This is a genomic window from Streptosporangium album (assembly GCF_014203795.1).
Taxonomy (GTDB): Bacteria; Actinomycetota; Actinomycetes; order Streptosporangiales; family Streptosporangiaceae; genus Streptosporangium; species Streptosporangium album.
In genome coordinates this window covers 128,066-153,453 of the sequence record NZ_JACHJU010000006.1, presented here as the reverse complement: position 1 = coordinate 153,453, position 25,388 = coordinate 128,066, and the positions used below count along the sequence as shown (strand labels likewise).

21 protein-coding genes are annotated in these 25,388 nt (G+C 71.8%); 15 read left to right on the top strand and 6 right to left on the bottom strand.

What is annotated here, in order from left to right:
* Positions 1 to 12: 12 nt before the first annotated feature.
* Positions 13 to 1,191, bottom strand: a complete 1,179-nt coding sequence (locus FHR32_RS39495; RefSeq protein ID WP_184759720.1) for an ROK family transcriptional regulator — start codon at positions 1,189 to 1,191, stop codon at positions 13 to 15.
* Positions 1,192 to 1,336: 145 nt separating this feature from the next.
* Here FHR32_RS39495 and zwf point away from each other — a divergent pair, with 145 nt between their 5' ends.
* From zwf to FHR32_RS39465, 6 genes are all read left to right on the top strand, one after another.
* Positions 1,337 to 2,815: a glucose-6-phosphate dehydrogenase gene (gene zwf, locus FHR32_RS39490; protein ID WP_184759719.1), complete on the top strand. Its 1,479-nt coding sequence runs from the start codon at positions 1,337 to 1,339 to the stop codon at positions 2,813 to 2,815.
* A gap of 52 nt (positions 2,816 to 2,867) precedes the next feature.
* Complete coding sequence (gene edd, locus FHR32_RS39485; RefSeq protein ID WP_184759718.1) at positions 2,868 to 4,748, top strand: phosphogluconate dehydratase; 1,881 nt, start codon at positions 2,868 to 2,870, stop codon at positions 4,746 to 4,748.
* Positions 4,745 to 5,701 (top strand): glucokinase, encoded by a 957-nt coding sequence (glk, locus tag FHR32_RS39480; RefSeq protein ID WP_184759717.1) that lies wholly within the window; start codon positions 4,745 to 4,747, stop codon positions 5,699 to 5,701. The genes edd and glk overlap by 4 nt, the downstream gene beginning before the upstream one ends.
* A complete protein-coding gene (gene eda / locus FHR32_RS39475) occupies positions 5,698 to 6,309 on the top strand; it encodes a bifunctional 4-hydroxy-2-oxoglutarate aldolase/2-dehydro-3-deoxy-phosphogluconate aldolase (protein WP_184759716.1) in 612 nt (203 codons plus the stop codon). The genes glk and eda overlap by 4 nt, the downstream gene beginning before the upstream one ends.
* A gap of 480 nt (positions 6,310 to 6,789) precedes the next feature.
* A complete protein-coding gene (locus tag FHR32_RS39470) occupies positions 6,790 to 7,122 on the top strand; it encodes an S-methyl thiohydantoin desulfurase domain-containing protein (RefSeq protein ID WP_246468548.1) in 333 nt (110 codons plus the stop codon).
* Positions 7,123 to 7,274: 152 nt separating this feature from the next.
* The gene (locus FHR32_RS39465) at positions 7,275 to 7,916 is read left to right on the top strand and encodes an AAA family ATPase (protein WP_246468547.1); all 642 of its coding nucleotides are present in this window, start codon (positions 7,275 to 7,277) and stop codon (positions 7,914 to 7,916) included.
* A 90-nt stretch (positions 7,917 to 8,006) separates the two neighbouring features.
* Here FHR32_RS39465 and FHR32_RS45490 read toward each other — a convergent pair whose 3' ends face one another.
* Positions 8,007 to 8,951 carry an endonuclease/exonuclease/phosphatase family protein gene (locus FHR32_RS45490; protein ID WP_184759715.1) on the bottom strand — a complete coding sequence of 315 codons (945 nt, stop codon included), beginning with the start codon at positions 8,949 to 8,951 and terminating at the stop codon, positions 8,007 to 8,009.
* 158 nt (positions 8,952 to 9,109) lie between these two features.
* Positions 9,110 to 9,568, bottom strand: coding sequence for a hypothetical protein (locus FHR32_RS39455; RefSeq protein WP_184759714.1), 459 nt, complete (start codon positions 9,566 to 9,568; stop codon positions 9,110 to 9,112).
* Between the two features lie 174 nt (positions 9,569 to 9,742).
* Between FHR32_RS39455 and FHR32_RS39450 the strand changes: the two genes are divergently transcribed.
* Together FHR32_RS39450 and FHR32_RS39445 are read left to right on the top strand one after the other, a co-directional pair.
* Positions 9,743 to 10,567, top strand: a complete 825-nt coding sequence (locus tag FHR32_RS39450; RefSeq protein WP_184759713.1) for a helix-turn-helix domain-containing protein — start codon at positions 9,743 to 9,745, stop codon at positions 10,565 to 10,567.
* Complete coding sequence (locus tag FHR32_RS39445; RefSeq protein WP_184759712.1) at positions 10,558 to 10,752, top strand: DUF397 domain-containing protein; 195 nt, start codon at positions 10,558 to 10,560, stop codon at positions 10,750 to 10,752. Before FHR32_RS39450 ends, FHR32_RS39445 begins: the two co-directional genes overlap by 10 nt.
* A gap of 340 nt (positions 10,753 to 11,092) precedes the next feature.
* Here the strand turns inward: FHR32_RS39445 and FHR32_RS39440 are convergent, their stop codons facing one another.
* Positions 11,093 to 11,629, bottom strand: a complete 537-nt coding sequence (locus FHR32_RS39440) for an NUDIX hydrolase family protein (protein ID WP_221466850.1) — start codon at positions 11,627 to 11,629, stop codon at positions 11,093 to 11,095.
* 340 nt (positions 11,630 to 11,969) lie between these two features.
* On the opposite strand from FHR32_RS39440, the gene FHR32_RS39435 reads away from it, so the two are divergent.
* Positions 11,970 to 14,075 carry a SpoIIE family protein phosphatase gene (locus FHR32_RS39435; protein WP_184759711.1) on the top strand — a complete coding sequence of 702 codons (2,106 nt, stop codon included), beginning with the start codon at positions 11,970 to 11,972 and terminating at the stop codon, positions 14,073 to 14,075.
* Between the two features lie 3 nt (positions 14,076 to 14,078).
* Here the strand turns inward: FHR32_RS39435 and FHR32_RS39430 are convergent, their stop codons facing one another.
* A complete protein-coding gene (locus FHR32_RS39430) occupies positions 14,079 to 14,531 on the bottom strand; it encodes an Lrp/AsnC family transcriptional regulator (protein ID WP_184759710.1) in 453 nt (150 codons plus the stop codon).
* Between the two features lie 113 nt (positions 14,532 to 14,644).
* Between FHR32_RS39430 and FHR32_RS39425 the strand changes: the two genes are divergently transcribed.
* Positions 14,645 to 18,235, top strand: a complete 3,591-nt coding sequence (locus FHR32_RS39425; protein ID WP_184759709.1) for an indolepyruvate ferredoxin oxidoreductase family protein — start codon at positions 14,645 to 14,647, stop codon at positions 18,233 to 18,235.
* On the opposite strand, the gene FHR32_RS39420 is transcribed toward FHR32_RS39425, so the two are convergent.
* On the bottom strand, positions 18,138 to 18,659 hold the full coding sequence (locus tag FHR32_RS39420) for a tyrosine-type recombinase/integrase (protein ID WP_184759708.1): 522 nt from the start codon (positions 18,657 to 18,659) through the stop codon (positions 18,138 to 18,140). The genes FHR32_RS39425 and FHR32_RS39420 overlap by 98 nt on opposite strands.
* A 231-nt stretch (positions 18,660 to 18,890) precedes the next feature.
* Between FHR32_RS39420 and FHR32_RS39415 the strand changes: the two genes are divergently transcribed.
* The 5 genes from FHR32_RS39415 to FHR32_RS39395 all read left to right on the top strand — a co-directional run bounded on the left by FHR32_RS39415 (position 18,891) and on the right by FHR32_RS39395 (position 25,388).
* Complete coding sequence (locus FHR32_RS39415) at positions 18,891 to 19,328, top strand: hypothetical protein (protein ID WP_184759707.1); 438 nt, start codon at positions 18,891 to 18,893, stop codon at positions 19,326 to 19,328.
* 116 nt (positions 19,329 to 19,444) lie between these two features.
* A complete protein-coding gene (locus FHR32_RS39410; protein ID WP_184759927.1) occupies positions 19,445 to 20,260 on the top strand; it encodes an HARBI1 family protein in 816 nt (271 codons plus the stop codon).
* Between the two features lie 70 nt (positions 20,261 to 20,330).
* Complete coding sequence (locus FHR32_RS39405) at positions 20,331 to 21,980, top strand: FtsX-like permease family protein (protein WP_184759706.1); 1,650 nt, start codon at positions 20,331 to 20,333, stop codon at positions 21,978 to 21,980.
* Positions 21,949 to 22,809: an ABC transporter permease gene (locus tag FHR32_RS39400; RefSeq protein WP_184759704.1), complete on the top strand. Its 861-nt coding sequence runs from the start codon at positions 21,949 to 21,951 to the stop codon at positions 22,807 to 22,809. Before FHR32_RS39405 ends, FHR32_RS39400 begins: the two co-directional genes overlap by 32 nt.
* Positions 22,806 to 25,388, top strand: coding sequence for an FtsX-like permease family protein (locus tag FHR32_RS39395; protein WP_184759702.1), 2,583 nt, complete (start codon positions 22,806 to 22,808; stop codon positions 25,386 to 25,388). Before FHR32_RS39400 ends, FHR32_RS39395 begins: the two co-directional genes overlap by 4 nt.

The window sequence follows — 25,388 nt, the reverse complement described above, 5'->3', positions numbered from 1 at the left end:
GGCGTACGGCGATCAGCCCACTCGTGGAAGGGCGTCGACGGCCTCGGGCGACAGGATGTGGTCGAGGACCATGTGGGCACAGCCGACGATGCCCGCGCCGGGGCCCAGGCGGCTCCGTTCGATCCGCAGATTGCGGGTGGACAGAGCGGTCGAACGGCGGTGGACGACCTCGCGCACACCGGACACCATGGGCTGGAAGGTCTCGGCCACGTCGCCGCCCAGCACGACCACGGAGGGGTTGAGCAGGTTGACGGCGCTGGCGACGACCTCCCCGAGCATCCGCGCGGCGTCGCGGACCACGGACATGGTCTCGGCGTCACCTGCCCGGACCAGGCTCACCACGTCGTCCAGCGTCTTCACCTCGCGCCCCCGGGCGCGCAGGTCGCGCAGGATCGCGGTGCCGCTGGCCACCGAGTCGACGCAGTCGATGTTGCCGCACCGGCACAGCACTCCCCCGCCGTCGCGGACCGGGATGTGCCCGATCTCCCCGGCCGCGCCGAGCGCGCCGCGCAGGATCTCGCCGCCCGCGATGACACCGGAGCCGATCCGGGTGGAGACCTTGATGAACAGCAGGTCGTCGGCCTCGCCGGCGTAGACGGCCCGGTGCTCGCCGATCGCGATGACGTTCACGTCGTTGTCGAGGAAGACGGGGACGGGGAAGCGCTCGGCGATGATCGGCGGGATGGCGACGCCGGTCCAGCTCGCCATGATGCGGGCGCTCTCGGTGCGGCCGGCCGCGAACTCCACCGTCGCGGGGACGCCCAGGCCGACGCCGCGCACCTGGGAGATCGGCCGGTCGCCGAGCAGCTCGCTCCAGGTGTCCATGACCAGGGGGAGGACGACGTCAGGTCCCTCCTCCACGTCGACGCCCAGGCTCGTCCGGGCCAGCTCACGGCCCGCGAGGTCGCAGACGGCGATCTGCGCGCGGCTCGCGCCCAGCGAGGCGACCGGCACGACGCCGCCGGAGGCGTTGAAGACCAGCCGGGTGGGCGGCCGCCCGCCGGTGGAGGGGCCCTCGCTGTCCTCCATGATGAGGCCCCGGTCCAGCAGCTCGGTGACCCGCAGCGAGACGGCGGGCCGGGACAGGCCGGTGACACGCCCTATGTCCGCGCGCGTGGCAGCCTCACCTGTGCGGATGAGGCGGAGCACCTCACCGCTGGTGGCAAGCGCGGTAGCGGGACGTCGAGGCATCGGCCCAGTGAACCACACCTACTTATGAAATGAAAGCTTCGAGCTTTCTCATCTAAGATGACAAAACTCCGCTTGTGTAGAGCGCAAGATATGACTAGTGTCCGATCCATCCCCAATTTCGGTAGATCACCACGGAGCCCTCCCCATGTCAGAGAACCCGCAATCCGCCGACCTGATCGTCTTCGGCGGCACAGGTGACCTCTCCATGCGGAAGCTTCTTCCCGCGCTCTATCACTGTGACCGTGACGGCCGGCTCTCCCCCGAGACCCGGATCATCGCGATGTCCCGTGGCGGGCTCGACGACGCCGACTTCCGCGGCAAGGTGGACGCCGAGGTACGGGCCTCCGTACCGGTGGACGACGCCGAGATCTGGCAGCGTTTCCTCGGCCGCCTGCACCACGTCTCGGTCGACATCGGCGGCGAGGACACCGCAGGCTGGTCGAAGATCACCGGCCTGCTCGCCGGGCACGAGCAGCGTGACCGGGTGTTCTACCTGGCCAGCCCGCCCATGACGTTCGGGCCGTTCTGCCGGGAGCTGCACCGCGCCGGCCTGGTGACCCCCGCCTCGCGGGTGGTGCTGGAGAAGCCCCTCGGCCGCGACCTGGCCAGCGCGCAGCGCATCAACGACGAGGTCGGCGCCATCTTCGACGAGCGGCAGATCTACCGCATCGACCACTACCTGGGCAAGGAGACGGTCCAGAACCTGCTCGTCCTGCGGTTCGCCAACGCGTTCCTGGAGCCGATCTGGAACTCCCTGTGGATCGACCACGTCCAGATCACCGCCTCCGAGACCGTGGGCACACCGGGCCGGCGCGGCTACTACGACCACGCGGGCGCGCTGCGCGACATGGTGCAGAACCACCTGCTCCAGCTGCTCTGCCTGGTCGCGATGGAGCCGCCGTCGCGCAACGACCGCGAGTCCATCCGTGACGAGAAGGTCAAGGTCCTGGAGTCGCTGCGGCCGATCACCGGCGGCGAGGTGGAGCGTTTCACCGTCCGCGGCCAGTACACCGCGGGTGAGTCCGGCGGCGTGCGGGTCCCCGGCTACCTCGACGAGCCCGACAACACCGCCCCGACCGAGGCGTCCCGCCAGGTGGAGACCTTCGCCGCGATCCGCGCCGAGGTGAAGAACTGGCGCTGGGCGGGCGTCCCGTTCTACCTGCGCACCGGCAAGCGCATGCCGTACCGGTGCTCGGAGATCATGGTGCAGTTCAAGGAGGTGCCCCACTCGATCTTCCCGGGCAGCGCGCCCAACCGGCTGGTGCTGCGCCTGCAGCCCAGCGAGGGCATCAAGCTGGACATCATGGCCAAGGAGCCGGGCGCGGGCGAGGTGGCCCTCAAGCCGGTCCCGCTCAGCCTGAGCTTCGCCGAGACTTTCACCACCCGGGTGCCCGAGGCCTACGAGCGGCTGCTCATGGACGTCCTCACCGGCAACCCGACCCTGTTCATGCGGCGCGACGAGGTGGAGGCCGCCTGGCGGTTCATCGACCCGATCCTGCGCGAGTGGGAGTCGTGGGGCACGCCGCCCGAGCCGTACCCGGCGGGCTCCCCGGGGCCGGCCGGAGCCCACGAGCTCGTCCTGCGCAGCGGCCGTTTCTGGCATGAGGACAGCTCGGATGAGTGACCGCCCGCAGCGAACGGAAGCAGACCGACCCGACAACGTTGGAAGAGGCCTGATGAACCCCGTGATCCAGGAGATCACCGACCGTCTGATCGAGCGCAGCCGTGCCGGCCGCACCGCCTACCTGGCACGGCTCGACGCCGAGGCCGAGGCGGCCCGCCGGCGTGGACCGGCCCGGGCCAGCCTGGGCTGCGCCAACCTGGCCCATGGCTTCGCGGCCGCCGGAGAGGCCGACAAGCTGGACCTGCGCGCCAACGTCAAGCCGGGCGTGGCGATCGTGTCGAGCTACAACGACATGCTGTCGGCGCACCAGCCGTACGAGACCTACCCGCCGATCCTCAAGGCGGCCGTCCGCAAGGCGGGCGGAGTCGCGCAGTTCGCCGGTGGCGTGCCCGCGATGTGCGACGGCATCACGCAGGGCCGCGCGGGGATGGAGCTGTCGCTCTACAGCCGCGAGGTCATCGCGATGGCCACCGCGATCGCCCTCTCTCACGACATGTTCGACGCCTCGCTCATGCTCGGCGTCTGCGACAAGATCGTTCCGGGGCTGCTGATCGGCGCGCTGCACTTCGGCCACCTGCCGGCGGTGTTCGTGCCGGCCGGGCCGATGTCCTCCGGCCTGCCCAACAAGGTCAAGGCCCGCACGCGGCAGCTGTTCGCCGAGGGCAAGGTCGGCAAGGGAGAGCTGATCGACGCCGAGTCGAAGTCCTACCACTCCGCCGGCACCTGCACCTTCTACGGCACCGCCAACTCCAACCAGGTCATGATCGAGGTCATGGGCCTGCACCTGCCGGGTTCGACCTTCGTCAACCCGCGCACCGAGCTGCGCGAGGCCCTGACCAGGGCCGCGGGCAAGCGGGCGGTCGAGCTGACCGCGCACGGCGAGGAGTACACCCCCGTCGGCCGGGTCGTCGACGAGAAGGCGATCGTCAACGCCTGCGTGGCGCTGCTGGCCACCGGCGGCTCCACCAACCACACCATGCACATCGTCGCCATCGCCGCGGCGGCGGGCATCGACCTGCTCTGGGACGACCTGGCGGCGCTGTCGAAGGTGGTGCCGCTGCTCACCCGCATGTACCCCAACGGGCAGGCGGACGTGAACCACTTCCACGCCGCGGGCGGCATGCAGGTGCTCATCGGCAACCTGCTGGACGCGGGGCTGCTCCACCGTGACGTGCTGACGATCGCCGGGCGGGGACTGGACCACTACCGCTCGTCCGTCGAGCTCAAGGACGGCGAGCCGGTCTGGCAGGAGCGCACCGGTGGCAGCACCGACCTCGACGTGCTCCGGCCGGTGAGTGAGGCGTTCTCCCCCGACGGCGGCATCCACATGCTCGACGGCAACCTGGGCCGCGCGGTCAGCAAGGTCTCCGCCGTCAAGGACGAGCACCTGGTCGTGGAGGCCCCCGCCAAGGTCTTCGACGACCAGCTGGAGCTGCTCCGCGCCTTCGAGGCGGGCGAGCTGGACGGGCAGGACTTCGTGGCGGTCATCCGCTACCAGGGGCCGAGCGCGAACGGCATGCCCGAGCTGCACAAGCTCACCCCGCCGCTGTCGGTGCTGCTGGACCGGGGGCAGCGGGTGGCGATCGTCACCGACGGCCGCATGTCCGGCGCGTCGGGCAAGGTCCCGGCCGCCATCCACCTGTCGCCCGAGGCCGCCCACGGCGGTCCGATCGCGCTGGTCTGCGACGGCGACCCGATCCGTCTCGACTCCACCGCGGGCACCCTGGAGCTGCTGGTCCCGGCCGAGGAACTGGCCGCCCGCACGCCGCAGGGCGCGCCGCTCACCGACGCCCAGTGGGTGGGCACCGGCCGCGAGCTGTTCGCCGCCTTCCGCCGTTCGGCGAGCCCCGCCGAACGCGGCGCCGGAATCTTCGCCCTGAACGGCCACGCCGAGGGCGTCGCCGCGGACGCCGTGAAGGGAGCCGGAGCGTGAGCCTTCCCTGGCTGGTCGCCGACATCGGCGGCACCAACGCCCGGTTCGGGCTCGTCACGGAGCCGGGCGGGCAGCCGGAGGCGGTGGCCGTACTGGCCGGAGCGGATCACGATGGGCTCCCCGAAGCCGTAGCCGCCTATCTCGCAGATCATGCGGGCGGAGTTCAGCCGGGAGCGGCCTGCATCGCGATCGCGGGGCCGGTCGAGGGCGACCGTTACCGGCTCACCAACGCCGGGTGGTCGGGTTCGATGCGCGACCTGGGCATCCCCAACGCCGAACTGCTCAACGACTTCGAGGCTCTGGCGGCGTCCCTGCCGTACCTGGGCGCCGGTGACCTGGCCTCCCTGGGCGGGCCCGAGCCCTCGCGCGGGGTCAAGGCCGTGCTGGGGCCGGGGACGGGGCTCGGCGTGGGCGGCCTGGTGCCCGCGGGACGGGGCTGGGTGCCCGTCCCCGGCGAGGGCGGGCACGTCACCATGCCGGTCCTGGACGATCGCGACCACGCGATCGTCCAGGCGCTGCGCGCGGACGGACTGGACCACGTGGTGGCCGAGCACCTGCTGTCGGGGCCCGGACTGGCCCGGCTGCACCGGGGTCTGGCACTGGTGCAGGGCGTGGACGCGCCGCGGCTGTCCGCCTCCGACATCGTGGCCCGGATGGACGACTCGCTGTGCGCGGAGACCGTCGAGGTCTTCTGCGGGATGCTCGGCACCTTCGCCGGGAACGTCGCGCTGACCCTGGGCACCCGGGGCGGTGTCTACCTGGGCGGCGGCGTGCTACCCCGTATCGTGAACCGGGTCGCCTCCAGCGACTTCCGCCGCCGGTTCGAGGCCACCCCCACGCTGAACGGCTATCTTTCCGCCATCGCCACGACGCTGATCGTGGCTCCCCAGCCCGCGCTGGTCGGCGCGGCGGCCTGGTTGAACCAGCGCCTGTCGAACATGGAGTATGTATGAGTCTGCTGGACATCGCCCCGGTCGTGCCGGTCGTCGTGATCGACGACCTGGAGACCGCCGTGCCCCTGGCGCGCGCCCTGGTGGCGGGCGGTCTGCCGGTCATCGAGGTGACCCTCCGTACGGCTGACGCGCTGAAGGCGATCGAGCGGATCGCCGCCGAGGTGCCCGACGCGGTGATCGGCGCCGGGACGATCCGCACCCCGGCCGACGTGGCGGCCTCCGTGGCGGCCGGTGCCCGGTTCCTGGTCAGCCCGGGCGGCACGCCGAAGCTGGTGGACGCCATGGAGGCGAGCGGTGTGCCGTTCCTGCCCGGCGTGGCGACCGCGTCGGAGGTCATGGCCCTGGCCGAACGCGGGCTGACGGAGATGAAGTTCTTCCCGGCCGAGGCCGCCGGGGGCCTGCCGTACCTGAAGTCGCTCGGCGGCCCGCTGCCCGACGTCCGGTTCTGCCCGACGGGCGGGATCAGGCTCGCGACGGCCCCCGACTACCTCGCGCTGCCGAACGTCGGCTGCGTGGGCGGGACCTGGCTCACCCCGGCCGACGCGCTGGCCGGCGGCGACTACGCGCGGATCGAGAAGCTGGCCGCCGAGGCCGCCACGCTCCGCTAGCCGGACGGTGCCGAGCGGGCCGCCCTGAGCATGTGACCGTGCGGGTGACCCGCCCGGACCCGGCTCCGGGGCTCCCGCGGGTCCCGGCTTCGAAGTCTCGCAGGCGGGCCGTCCCTCCCTTCAGGCCCGCGTGCGCCATGAGCCGCCGTGACCCGGTGTGACACTCATGGAACCCGGCCCATGACCGCCCCACCCGGCGGTCATGGGCTTTCCCCTGTGCGGGATCCCCGACGGCCTGCCCGGCTTCGACGAGGTCCACCGTCCCGCCCACTTCGCCGTCGCCAACGCCGTCGGCGCCGCCATCGCGCAGGTCGGCGGCGAGGTGGACCAGGTCTTCTCCGGAGCCCGCGAGGCCATGCTCAACGGGGCCCGCGACGAGGCGGTCTCCCGCGCCGAACGGGCCGGTGCCCGCACCGGCAGCGTGCGGATCGCCGAGGTGGAGGAGATCCCCCTGGCCTACCTGCCCGGCGGCGCGACCCGATGGCCCTCGCCGACGACAAGGGCAACACCCTGGTCGTCGACGCGGTCTCCAACCGGTGGTCGGAGAGGATCGCCCGCGCGGCCTGCGTGGAGATGGGCTGCCAGGTCTCCTGCGCCGACACCGTGCTGCGGGGAGACCAGCTCCGCGAGGGGCTGGTGCCCGCGACGCTCACGCTGGCCGAGGATCTGGGCCGGGCCGTACGGCTGGCACGGGCCGCGCACGCGGACCCGGTGGCCGAGGCGACGCGGCGCCCGGCGGCCGTGGCCGCCAGAGGACAGATCCATAACTACAGGGACACATCGGGGCGGCGAACCGGCGGAGAGGTGGAGTGACAGGCCGGAGTCCCCTACCCTGTCATGACGAGGGGAGTACTTCCCAAGGACCGGCCCGGTCAGTACGGACGCCCTGTGGCGTCCCCGGGCGGTCGCCCGCGAGACGCGGGTGAAGGAGACCTCGAATGGCCGAGCGCATTCGAGGAGTCCCCATGTCCGCTGACACCCCGCCTCCCGCCTCCGGGGCTCCCATCGGGCACGTCCCCTCCCCCGGGGCGGACGGAAGCGGGCACCTGGCCTATCCCCCCGGATCGCTGGTGCTGCTCGCGGGACTTCCCGGCGCGGGCAAGAGCACCCTGCTGGACCGGCTCTACGGGCTGCGCGGCGACGAGAGGGAACCGGTCCGGACCGGGGAGGTGCGGGTGATCGACTCGCGGCAGTCCCGCAACTGGTGGGCCCGTTACCTCGGCCCGATCCCGCCGCGGATCCGCACCCCGATCGTGCACGCCACCCACGTGTCGCGGATCGCGCGGGCGCTGGTGCGCGGGCACGGCGTCGTGGCCCACACCCGGGGCACCTGGCCGCACATCCTGTACGGCTTCGCCTGGCTGGCCCGCCGGGTCGGCAGCGAGGTCCATCTGATCATGCTCGACGTCGAACCGGAGGTCGCCCGCGCGGGACAGCTCTCCCGGGGCAGGGTCGTCACCGGAGCCGGTTTCGCCCGGCACTGCCGACGCTGGCGGGTGCTGGTCGACCGTGCCCGCGGCGGGTCCCTTCCCCCTGCCGCGAGCGTCACCGTGCTGGACCGGCCCGCCTCTGACCTGCTGTGCGCCATCCGCTTCGACGGCCCCTGACCCGGGCGGCCGAGATCGCCTCGGGAACACGGGGAACCCGTTCTCGTTCCGCCTCGGATCCCCTCAGGCAGGCTCGCCCGGTGGCGTGGGTCAGTGGCCGGAGACCTTGAGGTCGGCCAGGATCGCGCGGTGGTCGCTGCCCGACATCGGCAGCACCCGGCTGTCGAGGGCCGTGAAACCACGGGTGAGCACGTGGTCCAGGCGGACGATCGGCAGGGTGGCGGGCCAGGTGAACTGCAGGCCGGTGCCGGCCCTGTCAGCGACGGACGACAGGAGCGGGGTGAGACGGCTCAGCTCCCGGTCGGTGGTGGCGGTGTTCAGGTCGCCGGCGACGATGATCTGGGGGCTGGGATCCCCCTGGACCGCGCGGGCCAGGGCCTCCATCTCGGCGTTGCGGCCCGCGATGACGGACGGCTGGTCGGGGCGGAAGGACGACAGGTGCACCGCGTAGAAGCTGACCGGCCCCCGCGGCGTGCGGATGATCGCGTGCCGTGAACGCACCACCCCGGGCACGGGCTGCGGCAGGCCCTCGACGGGATACTTGCTCCACACCGCCACACCCGGATTGTCAGGGAAGCGGTAGGGGTAGCCGGGATCGATCTCCCGGGCGAAGGCGGGATCGACCGTCCCGTTCATCAGCACCGGGTCGTCGGGGACCTCCGCGGCCATGAGGATGTCGGCGTCCGTGGCCCGCAGAGCCCGGGCGGTCGCCGCCAGATCGCCGTTGGCGTAGTTGACGTTCTGGTGGACCACGCGCAGGTCCCGCGGCCCGGCACCGGTGACGCGGACGAACGTGGGACCGAACATCATCGCCCACATCACGGCCGGCATCACGACTCCGGCCAGCGCGAGCCACGACCATCGGGCCAAGGCGACCAGGGCCAGGACTGGGATCGCCAGCCCCAGCCACGGCAGACCGCTGTCGAAGGTGTTGCCCATGCCCCGCCAGTTCGGCAGCAGCCGGTGACCCACCAGGAGGAGGGCGACCGTCGCGCCCATGGCTGCGGTCAGCCCGCCTCGAAACCGCGGTGACACGATGATGAGAGACCCCTTCGGCGACCGCGGGTTCCAGCGGCCTTCACCGGAGTAGTCCATCATGCCGCCGACGGCGCCGCGAGAAAGCCGGCCGTGTCGCGGTGGTCGCCCGACGGGCGGACTGCCGGTCGACCCCTGTCCGGCCGGCAGGCCACCCGTCAGCGACCGTGCACGGCCTCCAGCGGCAGAGGCGCCGCGGGGACGCGTACGCGATCGTCACGTCCGGCGATCGCGATGGCCGGACGGAGAAAGCCGGCCGGCCCCCCTTCGCGCCCGTACGGGTATGACAGGAGTGCTTCGGCGATCAGCCCGGAGCGCGGGTGCTTCTCCCTGAGCTCGGCGTAGCGCAGCATCACCGCGCGGCCGACGGCGGCCGGGTTGTCCATGCCGTACACGGCGTAGAGCCGCTGCCTGGTTCTCGGTGCCAGGCAGCCGTTCCACCAGCGGTAGACCATGCCGTCGGTCCAGACCACCAGGTCGGCCCAGACCGACACCAGGGCCAGTCCGTAGCCGTCGTGGACGTCGCCTTCCACGCCGTGCCGTTCCAGCTCGTCACGGAGCAGGGAAGCGGCGTGCAAGGCGGGCGTTCCCGCGAGCACACCTCGGAGGTCAGCCACTGCCCACCTCCTTTCGGTGTTAGGGAAAACCTCGAGTCGTTTCCTCTTCACAGGGTGCCGTGAGATGATTACTTTCGGTAGGTGCTCGATTACCAAGAGACACATGCATCTTGGTTGGGTTCCCCTGTGGGACCCACCCCGGCACATGTAGGACCCGAAAGGACGGGAGCCCCCATGCCCGCCCCAAACGAGCTGGACCCCAGCGCCAGCGTCATGGCTTACTGGGGTTCCGAGCTGCGCCGGCTGCGAGAGGCCATGGGCTGGAGCCAGCAGGAGCTCGCGAAGCGGACGGCTTACTCCACCTCGCTGGTGGGCCTGGTGGAGACCGCCATGCGGGCCCCGACCAGGAAGTTCGCGCAGCGATGCGACGAGGTGCTGGAGACGGGCGGCGCGCTCATCAAGCTCTGGCCGCTGATCGGCCGGGAGTCCTCGCCCACCTGGGTCCGCTCACTGTTCGAGCTGGAGTGGGAGGCGCGCACACTCCGTAACTACCAACTCGCGGTGGTGCCGGGGCTGTTACAGACCGAGGACTACGCACGGACGCTGACCCGGCTGGGTCGGCCGTTCGACACCGTCGAGCAGGTGGAGGAGATGGTGACGGTGCGGATGCAGCGGCAACGGCTGCTGGACCGCCCCGAACCGCCGATCCTCTTCGTCCTGCTGGACGAGGCCGTGCTGGCCCGCCCCATCGGCGGTGCCCGAGTGATGCGCGCGCAGCTCGAGCACCTCCTGGAGGCGGCGACACGGCCACGGGTCACCCTTCAGGTGATCCCGTTCGAGGTGGGGGCCTACCCCGGGCTGGCCGGACCCATGTTGGTCCTCTCCTTCAGAGGAGCGCCCGATGTGGTGTACATGGAGAACGCGGAGAACGCGCAGCTCCTGACCGACCCCGCCCGGGTTGACCCCCTTTCCGCCCAGTTCGACGCATTGCGTTCCTGGGCACTTCCCCAGGCCGCCTCCGCGGCCTTTATCGAGAAGAGGATGAGTTCATGGATCTGACCGGTGCACGGTGGCACAAGAGCAGCCGCAGCAACGGCAACGGCGGCGAGTGCGTCGAGGTGGCCGTCAACCTCCCCGGCGTCGTCGCCGTCCGCGACAGCAAGAACCCCGGCGGGCCGGCCCTGCTGTTCTCCCCCACCGTGTGGAGTGACTTCCTGACCCGGATCAAGACCGACTCCGTCTGAGGCCAGGAGGGTCGACGGTGACGTCGGACCCGGCTCCCACGAGTCTTTCGGAGGGATTCGTGGTGAGGATCGTCGCTGTTCCGTGACGCCCGGCGGGGTTCCCCTGTCACGGTAAAGAAAGTGATCAGCAGATACGTCGAGGTCGAGGCTGCCGACCTCGACAAACTCCTGCGCGTGGTGAGGATCCGGCCGGCCTGCGCCGCCCTCGGGATCCACCCGGCGCCGTGACGCCGGCGCTCAATCCCCTCCATCAATCCCCTCCACCACACATCCTGCGCCGGCCTGCTCCGGAGGCCGGATCACCGTGCTCCTCGCGTAAGCCGTGTCACACCCCGGGATGTCAGGGAAGGCAGCCGACGTACGCGAGAGCCTGCTTCAGCAGGGTGCCCTGTCCACCGGGCATCTCCTGCTGTACCAGCGGCGACGCGGCCTCCTGCGGCGTGAACCAGACAAGGTCCAGGGCGTCCTGCCGGGGCCGGCAGTCTCCCGCGACCGGGACGACGTAGGCGAGGGACACCGCGTGCTGCCGGGGGTCGTGATAGGACGTGACACCCTGCGTCGGAAAGTACTCGGCGATGGTGAACGGCTGCGGAGAGGCCGGGACGCGAGGCAGCGCCACCGGGCCGAGGTCCTTCTCCAGGTGGCGCATGAGCGCGTCGCGGACGCGCTCATGAAGGAGCACGCGCCCGGAGACGAGGGCGCGGCTGACCGTCCCGTCCGATCCGATGCGTAACAGCAGGCCGACATGCGTGACCACTCCGGCGTCGTCGACCCGCACCGGCACGGCGTCGACGTAGAGGATCGGCATCCGCGCACGCGCCGACTCCAACTCCTCAGGAGTGAGCCAGCCGGGCGTGGTCTCGGTCATTTCGGTCATTGGTCGATCGTACTTCCCTGCCGGCTCGGGGCACGATCACTCCCGGAGGCGGAGACCGGCGGGTCGAATGGGCCTATGACGGGCTCGCCGGCCTTGTCGCCCACCTCGGGCTCAGCCGGGCCATGATCCGGCGGCCTATCCGTCATCCGGCGATGCCGGGATCGGCCGACGACGAGGCGGCGGCGGACCTCGCTCGCGCCGTTGAAGACAAGGTAGATCTTCGGGGTTCGACGGCAACCGTCGTCCATATATATCCGAACTGTTTGGATATACGACCCAATCGGGTCAGATGCACCACTAATGTCCGCTTCATGGAGAGGCCTCAGCTGTGGGAAGCCCCATGAGAGCCGCCCCGGACGAGAGATCCAGCGAGCTGGGGCTGGAGGTGTTCGACCCGGCCCCCGTCGGGGTGGCGGTCACCAGGGAACGAGACCGCCGGCTGGTGTACGCCAACGCCGTCTATCGGGCGATCTTCGGCGACAGGACGCTCAAGGCCCTCGCCCAGGAGGCGTTCAGCGGACATCCCGACCGTGACTACTACTACGGGCTGGCCGACCAGGTCCTGGCGAGCGGGCAGCCGGTGACCGTCACCGCGGCCCCCGTGAAGCTCGCCTACGCCGACGCCGGCCCGCAGGAGCGCTTCTTCACCTTCAGCCTGTCGGAGATCGCCCTCGGCGACGGTGAGCGCGGGGTGCTGCTGGTGTCCGCCGAGGTCACCGAGCAGGTCACCGCCGCCCGGCAGATCCAGTCCCTCGCCGAGAACCAGCGCCGCCTTCTCCAGCGCTACCAGAAGCTGGGGAGCGTCGGCGTGCAGATGTTCTGGGTGGCCGACGCCGAAGGCGGTTTCATCGAGCCGAGCCCGAGCTGGGAGAGGATGACCGGGCAGTCATGGGAGGAGTTCAGGGGAGACGGGTGGCTGAACGCCCTCCACCACTGCGACCGCGAGCCGACCGCCCGGGCGTGGAAGGAGGCGCTCGAGCAGGTGGTCCCCCTGTGGGAGCACGCCTACCGGCTCCGGCTGGCGGACGGCTCCTACCGGCATTTCGGCATCCGCGCCGTGCCGGTGCTCGAAGGCGAGAGCGTGGTGGAGTGGGTGGGCACCTGCACCGACATCGAGCAGGAGTGGCAGGAGAGCCGGCGCCGTGAGCTGCTCGACCGTGCTGCCGCCGCCACCGCCGACATCACGCGCCTGGAGGAGATGCTCACCGCGCTGACCCACGTGATCGTGCCGGACCTGGCCGACGGGTGCATCATCTACCTGCTCCCCCAGACCCCGGACCGTCCCGAGGCCTCACCGATCTCGGCGCACCATGCCGTCTCGGCCGTGCGGCCGGGGCTGCCCGAGCTGCCGGAGAGAGGCGAGGAGACCTTCGATACCGAGAACATATTCACGTACACGGTACGGCGCCGCCGTCCCGTGCACAGGACGTTCCCTCCGGGAAAGCCCGCCCCCGGCGCCGCGCCGGCGGCGGCCGAGGCGTGGCTCGTCTCGGCCAGGGCCAACAGCGTGGTCCTGGTGCCCGTGATCGTCGACGGCACCGTGGCGGCCGTGGTGTCCGCCTCCGCCTGCGGGGAACGCACCCCGATCAGCATGGCCGACGTCGCCCTGATCAGCCAGATGTTCGACCACGCGCACGACCCTCTCAGCAACGCCATCGAATACCGGCGCACGCAGCGCGTGGCACTCGCCCTGCAGCACAGCCTGCTCCCGGAACCGCCCGCCGTACCGGGCCTGCAGATCGCCTCCCGCTACCGGCCGAGTCCCGCCGCCGCCGAGGTCGGTGGCGACTGGTACGACTGCTTCCGGCTGCGCGACGGCGCCACGATGCTGACGATCGGGGACGTGGCCGGCCACGACCTGCCCGCCGCCGTCACCATGAGCCAGATACGCAACATGCTCAGGGGGCTGGCGGTCGACCGAGAGGAACCGGTCGGGGACATCCTGAGGCGCCTGGACATCGCCATGGAGACCCTGTACGGCGAGGAGACCGTGACCTGCGTCCTGGCCCGTGTCGAGAGACCGGAGGACGGCCCATGGCGGCTGAGCTACTCCGTGGCCGGGCATCCGCCACCCCTCATGGTCACCGATGACGGCGGCAGCCGCTTCCTGGAGGGGGCACGCGCCCCGATCCTCGGCGTGCTCCGCGACGGCCCGCGCGCCAGCGCCGTCGAGCCGCTGCCGCCGGGCGGCACGCTGCTCCTCTACACCGACGGCCTCGTCGAACGGCCGGGTGAGGACATCGGCGAGGGCCTGGACCGGCTACGCCACCACGCCGCGCGGCTCGCCAGGAGGCCCCTGGAGGCGTTCTGCGACGAGTTGCTGGCCACGCTTGCCGACGGCGGGGACGACGACATCGCGATGATCGCCGTACGCCTGCCGTCCGATCTCCTCGATGAGCGGGTCTCACCTTCTCGGGCCGGCGCCGGGCCGATCACGTGGCGCTGACGGTCACAGCGGCAGAGCACCACCCGGCTTGAGGGCTTTCATAGCGATCTGGGAGGTGAGCTTGTCGAGTCCGGGCAGACGGCCGAGCTTCTCCAGACAGAGCTGGCTGTAGGCGTCCATGTCGGGCACGGCGACCCGCAGCACGTAGTCGGGCCGGCCGAACATGCGCAGGCACTCGATCACGTCGTCGATCTTCATGACGGCCGCCTCGAAAGCGGTGACGGTCTCGGCGTCCTGCCCCTCGAGCTCGACGTAGGCGAGAACCTGGAACCCGCGCCCGACGGCGGCCGGGTCGACCACGGCACGGTAGCCGGTGATCACCCCCGACTCCTCCAGGTTGCGGACCCGGCGCAGGCACGGTGACGGGGTCAGCCGTACCCGCTCGGCGAGCTCGAGGTTGCTGAGCCGCCCCTCCACCTGCAGAAGCCCGAGAATTGCGCGATCAGTTGCATCCATGGCAATAGATGCTAACCAGAGCATCAATGGCTATAAATGTTGACATCGGATTCCGTCTCCCCTGGCATAACCTTGCGGCAGCCAGAACGGCGCAGACAGACGGGACCACGATCATGACGATCATCGCCGACGCCCGCGAGGTGACCTCCGAGGACCGCTACGTCCTTGAGGCCGGGCAGGTCTTCATGACCGGAACGCAGGCGCTGGTCCGAGTGATCCTCGACCAGATGCGCGCCGACCGCTCCGCCGGCCTCGACACGGGCGCGATGGTGTCGGGCTACCCCGGCTCCCCGCTCGGCGGCTTCGACCAGGAGCTCGCCCGCTCGCACAGGCACACCGGACCGCTCGACATCGTGCACCGGCCGGGCCAGAACGAGGAGCTGGGTGCCACCGCCGTCTGGGGCAGCCAGCTCGTGCCCGTGCTCCCCCGGCCGCGCAAGGCGGGTGTCCTGGGCGTCTGGTACGGCAAGGCCCCCGGCGTCGACCGCGCGGCCGACGCCCTGCGGCACGGCAACTTCGTCGGCGCCCACCCCCAGGGCGGCCTGATCGCCTTCTGCGGCGACGACCCGACCTGCAAGTCCTCGACGCTCCCCTCGGCCACCGAGAGCGCGCTCGCCGCGATGGGCATGCCGATCATCCATCCGGGCAGCGTCCAGGAGCTGCTCGACCTGGGCCGCCACGCGATCGCGGCCTCCCGGGCGAGCGGCCTGTGGGTGGCGGTTAAGACGGTCACCAACGTGGTGGACGCCACCGGCACGGTCGGCGTCGGTCCCGGCCGGGTGGTCCCCGTCATGCCCGTCGTCGAGCACGAGGGCAGGCCGTACCGGCACACGCCGGACGCCACCCTGCTCACCCCCTGGTCGCTGGAGATGGAGCGCACGCTGGTCGGCCCCCGGCTGGAGCTGGCCCGTGCCTACGCCAGGGAGAACCACCTCAACCAGGTCACGGTGGACCCCCGGGAGGCGTGGCTCGGCATCGTCGCCTCCGGCACGGCCTACCACGACGTGCGTGAGGGGTTCCGCAGACTGGGCGTGGACCCGGCCGAGCTCGGCATCCGCATCCTCAAGATCGGCATGATCTGGCCGCTGGAGCCGGAGATCGTCCGGACCTTCGCCCGCGGGCTGGAGGAGATCCTGGTCGTCGAGGAGAAGGGTCCGCTGCTGGAGACCCTGGTCAAGGACGTCCTGTACGGCACCGCCGACGCCCCACGCGTGCTGGGCAAGCTCGACGAGAACGGCGCCGCCCTGATCCCGCGGGCCGGGGGCGTCGACGCCGACCTGGCCGCCCGGGCGATCGCGTTCCGGCTGCGCCGCAAGGGGCTGGACGGACCCGCCGCGGCGGTGCCGGTCGAGTCCTCCTCCGGTGCCGCGGAACAGGCCGTCTCCGGCGCGGGCGGGCGGTTCACACCGGAGGTGCGCGACCGGATCGCCCAGGGGCTGACCGTGATCTCCCGCCCGGCGCCGCTGAAGCTGCTCGGCCCCCAGCGCACCCCGTTCTTCTGCTCGGGCTGCCCGCACAACCGCTCCACCGCCGTCCCGGACAACGCCCCGGTGGGCGCGGGGATCGGCTGCCACACGATGGTGGTGCTCAACCGCGAGGGCAAGGGCACCCTGACGGGTCTGACCCAGATGGGCGGCGAGGGCACGCAGTGGATCGGCCAGGCGCCGTTCACCGACACCCCGCACATCTTCCAGAACCTGGGTGACGGCACCTTCCACCACTCGGGCTCACTCGCCGTACGCGCCGCGGTGGGCGCGGGCGTCAACATCACCTACAAGCTGCTCTACAACAGCGCCATCGCCATGACGGGCGGACAGACGATCACCCCGTCCCTCGCCGTGGCCGACCTGACCCGGTGGCTGGAGGCGGAGGGCGTGCGCCGGGTGATCGTCACCACCGACGAGCCCGAGCGCTACCGGGGGGTCAGACTGGCGCGGATCGCCGAGGTCCGCGACCGCACCGCGCTGGAGGACACGCAGCGCGAGCTGGCCGCGACGCCCGGCGTGACCGTGCTGGTCCACGACCAGCAGTGCGCGGCCGAGAAGCGGCGGTTGCGTAAGAAGGGCGACCTGCCCGACCCGGTCAGGCGGATCGCGATCAACCAGCGGGTGTGCGAGGGCTGCGGCGACTGCGGGCAGAAGTCGGAGTGCCTGTCGGTGCTGCCGGTGGAGACCGAGTTCGGCCGCAAGACCGAGATCCACCAGTCGTCCTGCAACAAGGACTACTCGTGTGTGGAGGGGGACTGCCCCTCCTTCCTGACCGTCGTGCCGGGTGGGAAGAACCGCGGACGCACCGCCGTACCGGTCCCTCCCCCGATGCCCGTGCCCGAGTCCCGCACCGGGGAGACGACGGTCCGGCTGGTGGGCATCGGCGGCACCGGCGTGGTGTCCGTGGCGCAGATCATCGGCGCCGCCGCGATGCTCGACGGCAGGCAGTCGCGCGGACTCGACCAGACCGGCCTGGCCCAGAAGGGCGGCACGGTCGTCTCCGACATCCGGATCTTCGACGGCGGCGACGACCGGACCGGGCAGTCCGGCACCGGAGGCGTGGACGCCTACCTCGCGCTCGACCTGATCGGCGCCACCGACCCCAAGCAGCTGGGCGGCGCCGACCCCGGCCGGACCGTCGCGGTGGTCTCCACCAGCCTGGTCCCCACCGGCTCCATGGTCCTCGACCCGGCCACGCACGTCACCGGTCTCGGCTCGCCGATCGGCGCGCTGGAGGCACGGACCCGGCGCGAGCTGAACGTCTACCTCGACGCCGAGGACCTCGCCCAGAAGCTCTTCGGCGACCACATGCCCGCCAACACGATCGTGGTCGGCGCGGCCTGGCAGCGCGGGCTCATCCCGCTGAGCCTGGAGTCGATCGAGCGGGCCATCCGGGTGAACGGCGGGAAGGCCGCCGAGAAGACCATCGCCGCCTTCCACTGGGGCCGGGCCGTCGTCGCCGACCCCGACGCCGTGTCGCGGGCGACCGGCTCCCCGGCCCCGGCCGAGCAGCCACCCGCCCCCCGGGTCGCCGCGCTCGTGGACTCGGTCGCCGCGCCCGGCACCGAGCTCCACCGGATCCTGGCGGTACGGGTGCCCGACCTGGCCGCCTACCAGAACCTGCGTTACGCCGCCCGCTACGCCGACGCGGTCCGCGCGGTCCTGGCCGGGGAGCGGGAGGTCTCCGCCGACCGCTCCCCGATCACCGAGGCCTACGCCCGCCAGCTGCACCGCCTGATGGCCTACAAGGACGAGTACGAGGTGGCCCGGCTCCACCTCGACCCGGCCGAGCGGGCCCGCATCGCCGCCGAGTTCGGTCCCGGCGCGAAGATCTCCTACAACCTGCACCCGCCGGTCCTCCGGGCCCTGGGCATGGACCGCAAGATCCGCCTCGGCACCTGGTTCGACCCGGCCTTCCGCCTGCTGTACGGCATGCGCGCGCTGCGCGGCACCCCGCTGGACCCGTTCGGCATGGCCGGGGTGCGCAGGACCGAGCGCGGCCTGGTCGCCGAGTACACCCGCGACGTGCACAACGCCCTGGCGCGCCTGTCCCCGGAGAACGAGGAGCGGGTCCGCGAGCTGGCCGAGCTCCCGGACGTGATCCGCGGCTACGAGCACGTCAAGCTGCGCAACGTGGCCAGATACCGCGCTTCTGCCAGGGCCATCCTCGATCAGCTGAACGATGATCAGGACTCCGGCGCTCCCGGTGCGCGTTGATCTTCGACCATGCGTCCTCCGCCGCGTCGTGCGCATCTGGAGCCAGATGCGCGTACCGCAGAGTCGTCGCATACGAAGCGTGACCAAGAAGCTTCTGAACGTTGTACAGCGGAACCCCCTGTTGCACGAGCCGGCTCGCCGCCGTGTGTCGGTGGTCGAGGTGCCCGGTCGTTCTCCCGTGGCGATCTCGGCCCGGCTGGCCCCTGCCAACGGAGATAGACGACGGTGGTCCCGTACCGCACAGCCACGGCGACGTGGGCGACCGAGTGGCGATAGGTCGGCTTGCGCGGCAAGTTGCCCCGCCGTACGGCGAAGCTCTCCATCTCGCCCGACCATGTTCCGCGTCTGAAGGGCCCGACCTTGCGGGGGATTCTGACGTCCGGGACGGGGTTCGGCTCGTAGATGTGGGAGCCGTCGGGACCATTGGGGTCGTTCCACGAACAGGGCCTGATGATGTCCTGTCCGTCGATGCCGGTCAGCGGTCCATCTCTTCGGTGCGTCCCCATGCTCGGTGAATGTCACAATTTCAATATCACGCCCCCATTGCCGCAATATATCGGATCTATCACCGTATTCACCGCAAACTTGTCCGTGGCCCTGATTCCCCGGAACGTGCGTACATCGGGGCGCGATGAATGCACGGAAGGCGGATTCCATGCGGGGGCGGACACCGTTGGTATTCCGGCGGGTGTTCAGCGAGCCGCTCCTGCTGTTCGCGGCCTTCGGCGCGATCCTGCTCGCCACCACGGCACTCGTCGGGCTGACCATGTACGCCACCTCGGTGGCGGACGGGGGCGTCCGCCAGACGCTGGAGAGGGCGTCGATCGGGACCGCCGGGGCCGTGATCAAATCCCCGGTGCGCGGCGACTCCTTCGCCCGGACCGACCAGGCCGTGCGCGCGCAGGCCGCCGAGACCTACGCCGGCCTGCCGACCTCGGTGACCATGAGCGCCCAGTCGGACTCCTACGCGATGCCCGGTCAGGAGCGCAGGCAGCGACCCGAGCTGCTCCGGTTCGGCGTCTACCAGGGACTGAGACGTTGTCAGCAACGGTCGATGACCGTGTGTAGCCGATCACGGCGGGCGTGGGAGTGATCAAGTAGAGAAAAGCGTGAAGCCCCTGGTAGGGGTGGGTCTTGTCGAAGGATCCACCGCACCGCACACAAGGGCTTCACGTGACCTCCAGTATCACCTACACAGCCGAGTTGGACATGCCGCGCGAGGTTGTGCTGTTTCTGGCCGGGCTGTTGCGCGCCGAGCGGGTACGGCGCCGCACCCGCGCGGGCACTCGGGCGCTGGGCGAGTTCAAGCAGGCCGTTCTGATCATCCGCTGGCTGGTGGACGGCGCTCGGATCGCCCGGCTGGCCGCCGATAACGCCATCTCGCACGCGACCTGTGATCGGTACGTCGAAGAAGGGGTCACCGTATTGAAGGCCCCGGCGCCGACGCTACAGGAGGCGCTCACGGCGGCGAAGGCCGCCGGCTACACCCACCTGCATCTGGATGGCACGCTGATCGAAACCGACCGCTGCCGCGCCCTGGGCCCGAACGGCGCCGACCTGTGGTGGAGTGGAAAACACAAGCAGCACGGCGGCAACATTCAGGTCCTGTCCAGCCCCGGCGGCGACCCGCTGTGGACTTCTGAGGTACGGCCCGGCCGTGAACACGATCTCACCTGTGCCCGCCTGCACGGCCTCCTCGACCCGCTGGCCAAGGCCGCCGAGGACGGGCTGATCACGTTGGCCGACCTCGGCTACGTCGATGCGGGTATGGGGTTTCGCCTGCCGTACAAGAGGTCTCGGGGTGGCACACTCACCGACGATCAGATCCAGTACAACAAGGTCCACGGTGCGCTCCGAGCCCTCGCCGAACGAGCGAACGCCCAGCTCAAGATGCGGTTCAAGGCACTGCGGAACGTCAGCAAGTGCCCTTGGAAGATCGGCGGTATCGTCGCCGCGGCGCTCGTCCTCTTCCACCGGGAGCAAGCTCACAGGCAGCTGTCACCCAGCGTGAACGCCGGTTGCTGACAATGACTCACTGGAGGGACACGCCCGGCTGCTGGAGGGATCCTGGCCCGGCACGGGCCGGGACCGGACGGTGGAGGCCGCCATCACCGGCGCCGTCGCGCGGGCCACCGGGTTCTCCACCGGAGACCTGATCACGGTGGAGGGACGGCTGGACCACCGGAGGGTCCGCGTCCGGGTCGTCGGCGTCTTCGAGCTGTGGGAGCCCTACTCCGAGCGCTGGAACGGCCAGACGCTGCTCAGCCGGGGCGTCGAGATCGGCGGCTACGTCACCCACGGACCGCTCATGGTGTCCGAGCGGACGTTCCTGGAGCGGTTCGCGGCCGGCACCACCGTGAGCTGGCTCGCCGTACCCGATCTGCGCCCGGTCCCGCGCGAGCGGCTGCGGGCGGCCTTCGCCGCCGAGGTCACCGGCTCCCAGAAGGCGCTCAGGGCGCGGCCCGGATGCGAGGACTGCTCGCTGTCGACCAGCCTGCCGGAGACGCTCGACCAGCTCGCCACCGCCACCCTGGTGGCCAGGTCGACCATGCTCGTCCCGGTCCTGCAACTGCTGCTGCTCGCCGCCTACGCGCTGATGCTGACGGCCCGCCTGCTGGCCGACCACCGGCGGATGGAGACGGCGCTGCTGCGCTCGCGCGGCGCGGGCACCCTACGGCTGGCGCTACTCGCCGCGGCCGAGGCCGCCCTGGTGGCGCTGCCCTGCGCGGCCGTCGCGCCCCTGCTCGCCCCGCCGCTGCTCCGGGCGGTGAGCGCGATCCCCTGGCTGAAGACGTCCGGGGCGAGGCTCGCGATCGAGGCCGGGCCCACGGCCTACGCCGTCTCCGCGGCGGTCGCGCTGGGCTGCGCCGTCCTGATGACCCTGCCCGCGCTGCGCGGCGCCCGCCGTACCTACGTGGAGGACCAGTCGGCGCGCGGGCGCGGCGAGCGGTACGGCCTCGCGCAGCGGGCGGGCGCGGACGTGGCGCTGCTCGGGGTGGCCGCGCTGCTGCTGACCATGGCGATCGCGATCGGCGTGGTCAGCATGGCGACCACCGCCACCTGGCGGGCCTCCCAGGACGACCAGGCCAGGCACCGGGCCGGAGCGGACCTGCGGGTGGCGTCGCCGCCGGAGAACGTGGAGCTCGGGCCGCTCGGGCGGGCGTCGGCCTACGCGGCGCTGCCGGGCGTGACCTCGCTCAGCCCGGCCTACCGGGCCGGGACCGAGCTGGCGGCCGAGGAGGCCACCCTTCTCGCCGTGGACGGGGCCGAGCTGCCCGGCATGCTCAAGCTCCGCCCCGACCTGTCGGACGAGCCGATAGGCGTGCTCGCGAACCGGCTCACCGCCGGGCGGCCGAACCTGCCGGGGCTGCCGATCCCGGGCAGGCCCGCACAGCTGGCCGTGCGGACGCGGCTGACTCTGGACGATTCGGCCCTGGCCGAGTCGTACGCCCGGGTCCCGCTGACGCTGACGATCGTCGATGGTGAAGGTGTGCGCCATTCGGTCCCGGTCACCCCGGCTCTCGGCGAGAGCGAGTCGGCCGTCGACCTGGCGGCACTGCGCGGGCGCAGCGGAAAGCTGACCTACCCGCTGGTCATCGCCGCGATCACGGTGGACCTGCCGCGACAGCGGGCACGGGCTGTTCACGATCGCGTTCAAGGCCCCGCCGAGCCGCGACCCGTTCGACGCGCTCGCGCCGCAGCGGGTCACGTTCGTGCCGGTCGCCGACGGGGTGCCCGACGGTAACGTCTTCACCCCCGAGGGCGCGCCACAGGGCGCCTTCCTCGGTCCGCTGCCGGTGGTGGTCACCGCCGACCTGGCCGCCAAGCGCGGGCTCGCCGCCGGCTCCGAGGCCAAGGTCACCCTGGACCGCAGGCCCACCCTCATCAGGGTCGCCGGGATCGTGGACGAGCTTCCCGGGACGCCCCCCGACAAGCCCGCCGTCCTGCTCGACTGGCAGACCATGCAGGCCTGGAACCTGCTCGCCCACCAGACGCCGCGCCCGCCCACCGAGTGGTGGCTGGGGACGCGCGGGGCGGACACCACGGCCGCCGCCGCCGAGCTGGTCCGCCACCCCGAGTGGGACGTGACCGTGGTGGACCTGTCCTCGCTGGCCCGCGGGCTGCAGGGCGACCCGCTGGCCGGCGGCCTGCAGGGGGCGCTGGTCCTCGGCTTCCTCGCGGCGCTGGTCTTCGCCGCTCTCGGGTTCGTGGTCAACGCCGCGGTGGCGGCCAGGGAGCGGACCGCCGAGTTCGCCATCCTGCGGGCGCTCGGGGTGGGTTTCCGCCAGGTGTTCGGGCTGCTCGTGGTGGAGCAGGCCTTCCTGATCGGGCTGTCCCTGACGGCCGGCACCGCGGTGGCCGTGGTGGTGGCCTCCCTGGTGGTTCCCCACCTCGTGCTGACCGGCCAGGCGACCTCCGTCACCCCGGAGGTCCTGCTGGACATCCCCTGGCTTCCCACGCTTGCCCTGCTGGCCGCGGTGGCCGCGCTGCTGTTCGCGATCGTCGGGGGGCTGGCCCGCACGCTGCGGCGGCAGGGCATGGGCCGGGCCCTGCGGATCGGGGAGGACCGATGAACGCCTGGGTGCTGGTCCGGGTCCACCGGGGTGCGGCCGCCGTGCTGGGGCTGCTGGTGTTCAGCGCCTGCCTGCTGGTCGCCGCGGTGCCCAAGGCCACGCAGTCCTCCTACGACGAGGCGTTGCGGGACGTCATCGCCACGAGTTCCGCGAGCCGCAGCGACCTGATCATGACCAGCGCCCGCCAGGCCGGCCCCGACGGGCCGGTCACCCGGGAGTCCCTGCTGGCGATGGAGCAGAGCCTCAGGGCCGGCCTGCCCGCCGACCTCCTGCCCGTCGTGACACCGCTCGGCTCGGGGACCAGCCACTACGGCCTGTCCAAGCCCAACAACTCGATCATGTCCGTGGACGGCGAGGCCCGTATCCACCAGGCCCTCGACCTGAGCTGGCTGTCGGACGCCGACGGGCGCGTCCGATACGTCGCCGGCCGGCCGCCGGGCCCGCCCTCGCGGCTCGACGGCGGGCCTCTGCTGGAGGTGGCACTGGCCCGGAGGGCGGCGGAGGAGATGCGGCTGGCGGTCGGCGCGACCATACTGCTCACGGGCGAGAAACTCGCAGCCCGCGTCAGCGGCCTGTTCGAGCCGGCGGATGCCGGGGACCGCTACTGGCAGCACAACGCCGCCGTCCGGCAGGTCATGAAGATCCGCCCGCCGAGATCGGACGTCGACATATGGCACGCCACCGGGCTGGTGTCCACCGAGAGCCTGCCGGTGCTGGGACCCCTGTACCAGAACATGTCCTACCGTTGGGTGATCGGCGTCGACCGGTCGGCGGTGACGGCGCTTGGGGCCCCGGCGCTGATCGAGGCGGTGCGGGCCTTCAGGGGCGCCGTCCCCGTGGCGGTCACCGGCTCCTCGCGGGCGGCGCTGGAGACCGCCTTCGACGACCTGCTGACCGGCTACCTGGCCAGGCTGCGCGTCGCCGAGTCCCTGCTCCTCCTCGTCCTCGGCGGGTTGCTCGCCGTCGCCGTGGGGGTGATCGCGCTCGCCGTCAGGCTGCTGGCCGAGCGCATGCACCGGAGCCTGGCCCTGATGCGCGCCCGGGGGGCCTCTCTGGCGGGAGTCGCCGTGACGGCGACGGCGGTGACCTCGACGGTCGCGGTGCCAAGCGCCTTGGCCGGATACGCCCTGTCCTACGCCGTGCCGGGCCCGCTCACCGCGATCGTGCACCTCGGCCCGCTCTCCGTCGTGGCCGCCGCGGCGCTTCTCGCCGCCGGGCATGCCGCCGCCCACCGATGGCCGTCACTTGAGCGGCGTGACGACGTCACCGCCGCCCGGCCCTCGCCCCGGCGGATCACCGTGGAGGCGGTGATCGTCGTCGTCGCCCTCGCCGGCGTCTACCTGCTGCGCTCGCGCGGGCTCACCACCCAGGTGGGCGAACGGGGCCCCGACCCGCTCCTGCTGCTGGCGCCCGCCGGGCTGACCCTGGCCGTGGCGCTGGTCGTGCTGCGCTGCTACCCCTTCCCCCTCCGCCTGGCCGTACGGCTGGCGGCCAGGCTGCGGCCCGCCGTTCCCTTCCTCGGCCTCACCCTGGCCGCCAGGGCCAGGCCCGCGTCCGCGCTGCACGCGCTGATCCTGCTCCCCGCGCTCGCGGTCGCGGTGTTCGGCGCGGTGATGTCCGGCGGGCTGGCCGCCACCCAGGAGGCGGCGGCCTGGCAGCGGGTGGGGGCGCCCGCCCGCCTGGACAGCGACCTGCTCATCGGCCCGGAGGTGGTCGACCGCGTCAGGAAGGTCCCGGGGGTGCGGAAGGTCGTCCCCGCGACGCGGACCAGCGCCGCCGTCGGCGCCGACCGGCTGACGGTCACGGTGCTCGCGGTGGACGTCCACGCCTACCGGGCCATCCTGCGTGACAGCCCGTTCGCCCTGCCGGACGCGCCGGTGCTGGTCTCCCCCGAACTCCGGGGCCGCGGCGTGATCGAACTCCCCGGCACGCCTCCCCGCGAGCTGACCCCCGGCGGAGTCGTCACGGGTCTGGCCCGCGCGTACGGCACCGGCCCGCTGATCCTGGTCCCGCCGGGTGACAGCCTGCCCAACACGGTGCTCGTCGAGGGCGACAACCTGGACGGCAGGCGGCTCCTGGCCGCGGCCGGCGTTCCCGGAGCCCTGGTGACGACCCTCGGCGACGTGCGCGCGGAGATCGCCAGGGCGCCGCTCACCGAGACGATCCGCCGCACCTTCACCGTCGTCACGATCGCTATGGCCGGCTACGCACTGGCCGCCGTGATGATCGCCCTGGTGATCGGAGCGGCCGACCGGAACGGGGCCCTGTCCCGCCTGCGCACCCTGGGGCTGTCCGAGGCGCAGGCCCGCCGCCTGACCGTGCTGGAGATCTCCCCGATCATCCTGCTCACCGCCGCGGCTGGGCTGCTGCTCGGACTCGGCCTGCCCGCCGTACTGGGGCCGGGCGTCGACCTCCGCGCCTACACCGGAGACCTCGCCGTGGACGACTATCCGACCGACCTGACCATGCCGATCCTGCTGGCCGGAGGGCTGGCCGCGACGGCCGTGCTCGGCGCCTTCCTGCACGCCGCCCTCGGCCGCCGGCGTTCCCTCGGGTCCGCCATCCGAGTGGGGGACTGA

Coding starts and splice junctions, on each gene's coding strand:
- FHR32_RS39415 (WP_184759707.1), top strand. CDS start 18,891: ATGCGGGGGCGGACACCGTTGGTATTCCGGCGGGTGTTCAGCGAGCCG.
- FHR32_RS39470 (WP_246468548.1), top strand. CDS start 6,790: ATGGCCCTCGCCGACGACAAGGGCAACACCCTGGTCGTCGACGCGGTC.
- FHR32_RS39420 (WP_184759708.1), bottom strand. CDS start 18,659: ATGGTCCCGACGGCTCCCACATCTACGAGCCGAACCCCGTCCCGGACG.
- FHR32_RS39445 (WP_184759712.1), top strand. CDS start 10,558: ATGGATCTGACCGGTGCACGGTGGCACAAGAGCAGCCGCAGCAACGGC.
- FHR32_RS39410 (WP_184759927.1), top strand. CDS start 19,445: ATGCCGCGCGAGGTTGTGCTGTTTCTGGCCGGGCTGTTGCGCGCCGAG.
- FHR32_RS39465 (WP_246468547.1), top strand. CDS start 7,275: ATGTCCGCTGACACCCCGCCTCCCGCCTCCGGGGCTCCCATCGGGCAC.
- FHR32_RS39430 (WP_184759710.1), bottom strand. CDS start 14,531: ATGGATGCAACTGATCGCGCAATTCTCGGGCTTCTGCAGGTGGAGGGG.
- FHR32_RS39495 (WP_184759720.1), bottom strand. CDS start 1,191: ATGCCTCGACGTCCCGCTACCGCGCTTGCCACCAGCGGTGAGGTGCTC.
- zwf (WP_184759719.1), top strand. CDS start 1,337: ATGTCAGAGAACCCGCAATCCGCCGACCTGATCGTCTTCGGCGGCACA.
- FHR32_RS39450 (WP_184759713.1), top strand. CDS start 9,743: ATGCCCGCCCCAAACGAGCTGGACCCCAGCGCCAGCGTCATGGCTTAC.
- FHR32_RS39440 (WP_221466850.1), bottom strand. CDS start 11,629: ATGACCGAAATGACCGAGACCACGCCCGGCTGGCTCACTCCTGAGGAG.
- FHR32_RS39435 (WP_184759711.1), top strand. CDS start 11,970: ATGAGAGCCGCCCCGGACGAGAGATCCAGCGAGCTGGGGCTGGAGGTG.
- FHR32_RS39395 (WP_184759702.1), top strand. CDS start 22,806: ATGAACGCCTGGGTGCTGGTCCGGGTCCACCGGGGTGCGGCCGCCGTG.
- FHR32_RS39425 (WP_184759709.1), top strand. CDS start 14,645: ATGACGATCATCGCCGACGCCCGCGAGGTGACCTCCGAGGACCGCTAC.
- eda (WP_184759716.1), top strand. CDS start 5,698: ATGAGTCTGCTGGACATCGCCCCGGTCGTGCCGGTCGTCGTGATCGAC.
- edd (WP_184759718.1), top strand. CDS start 2,868: ATGAACCCCGTGATCCAGGAGATCACCGACCGTCTGATCGAGCGCAGC.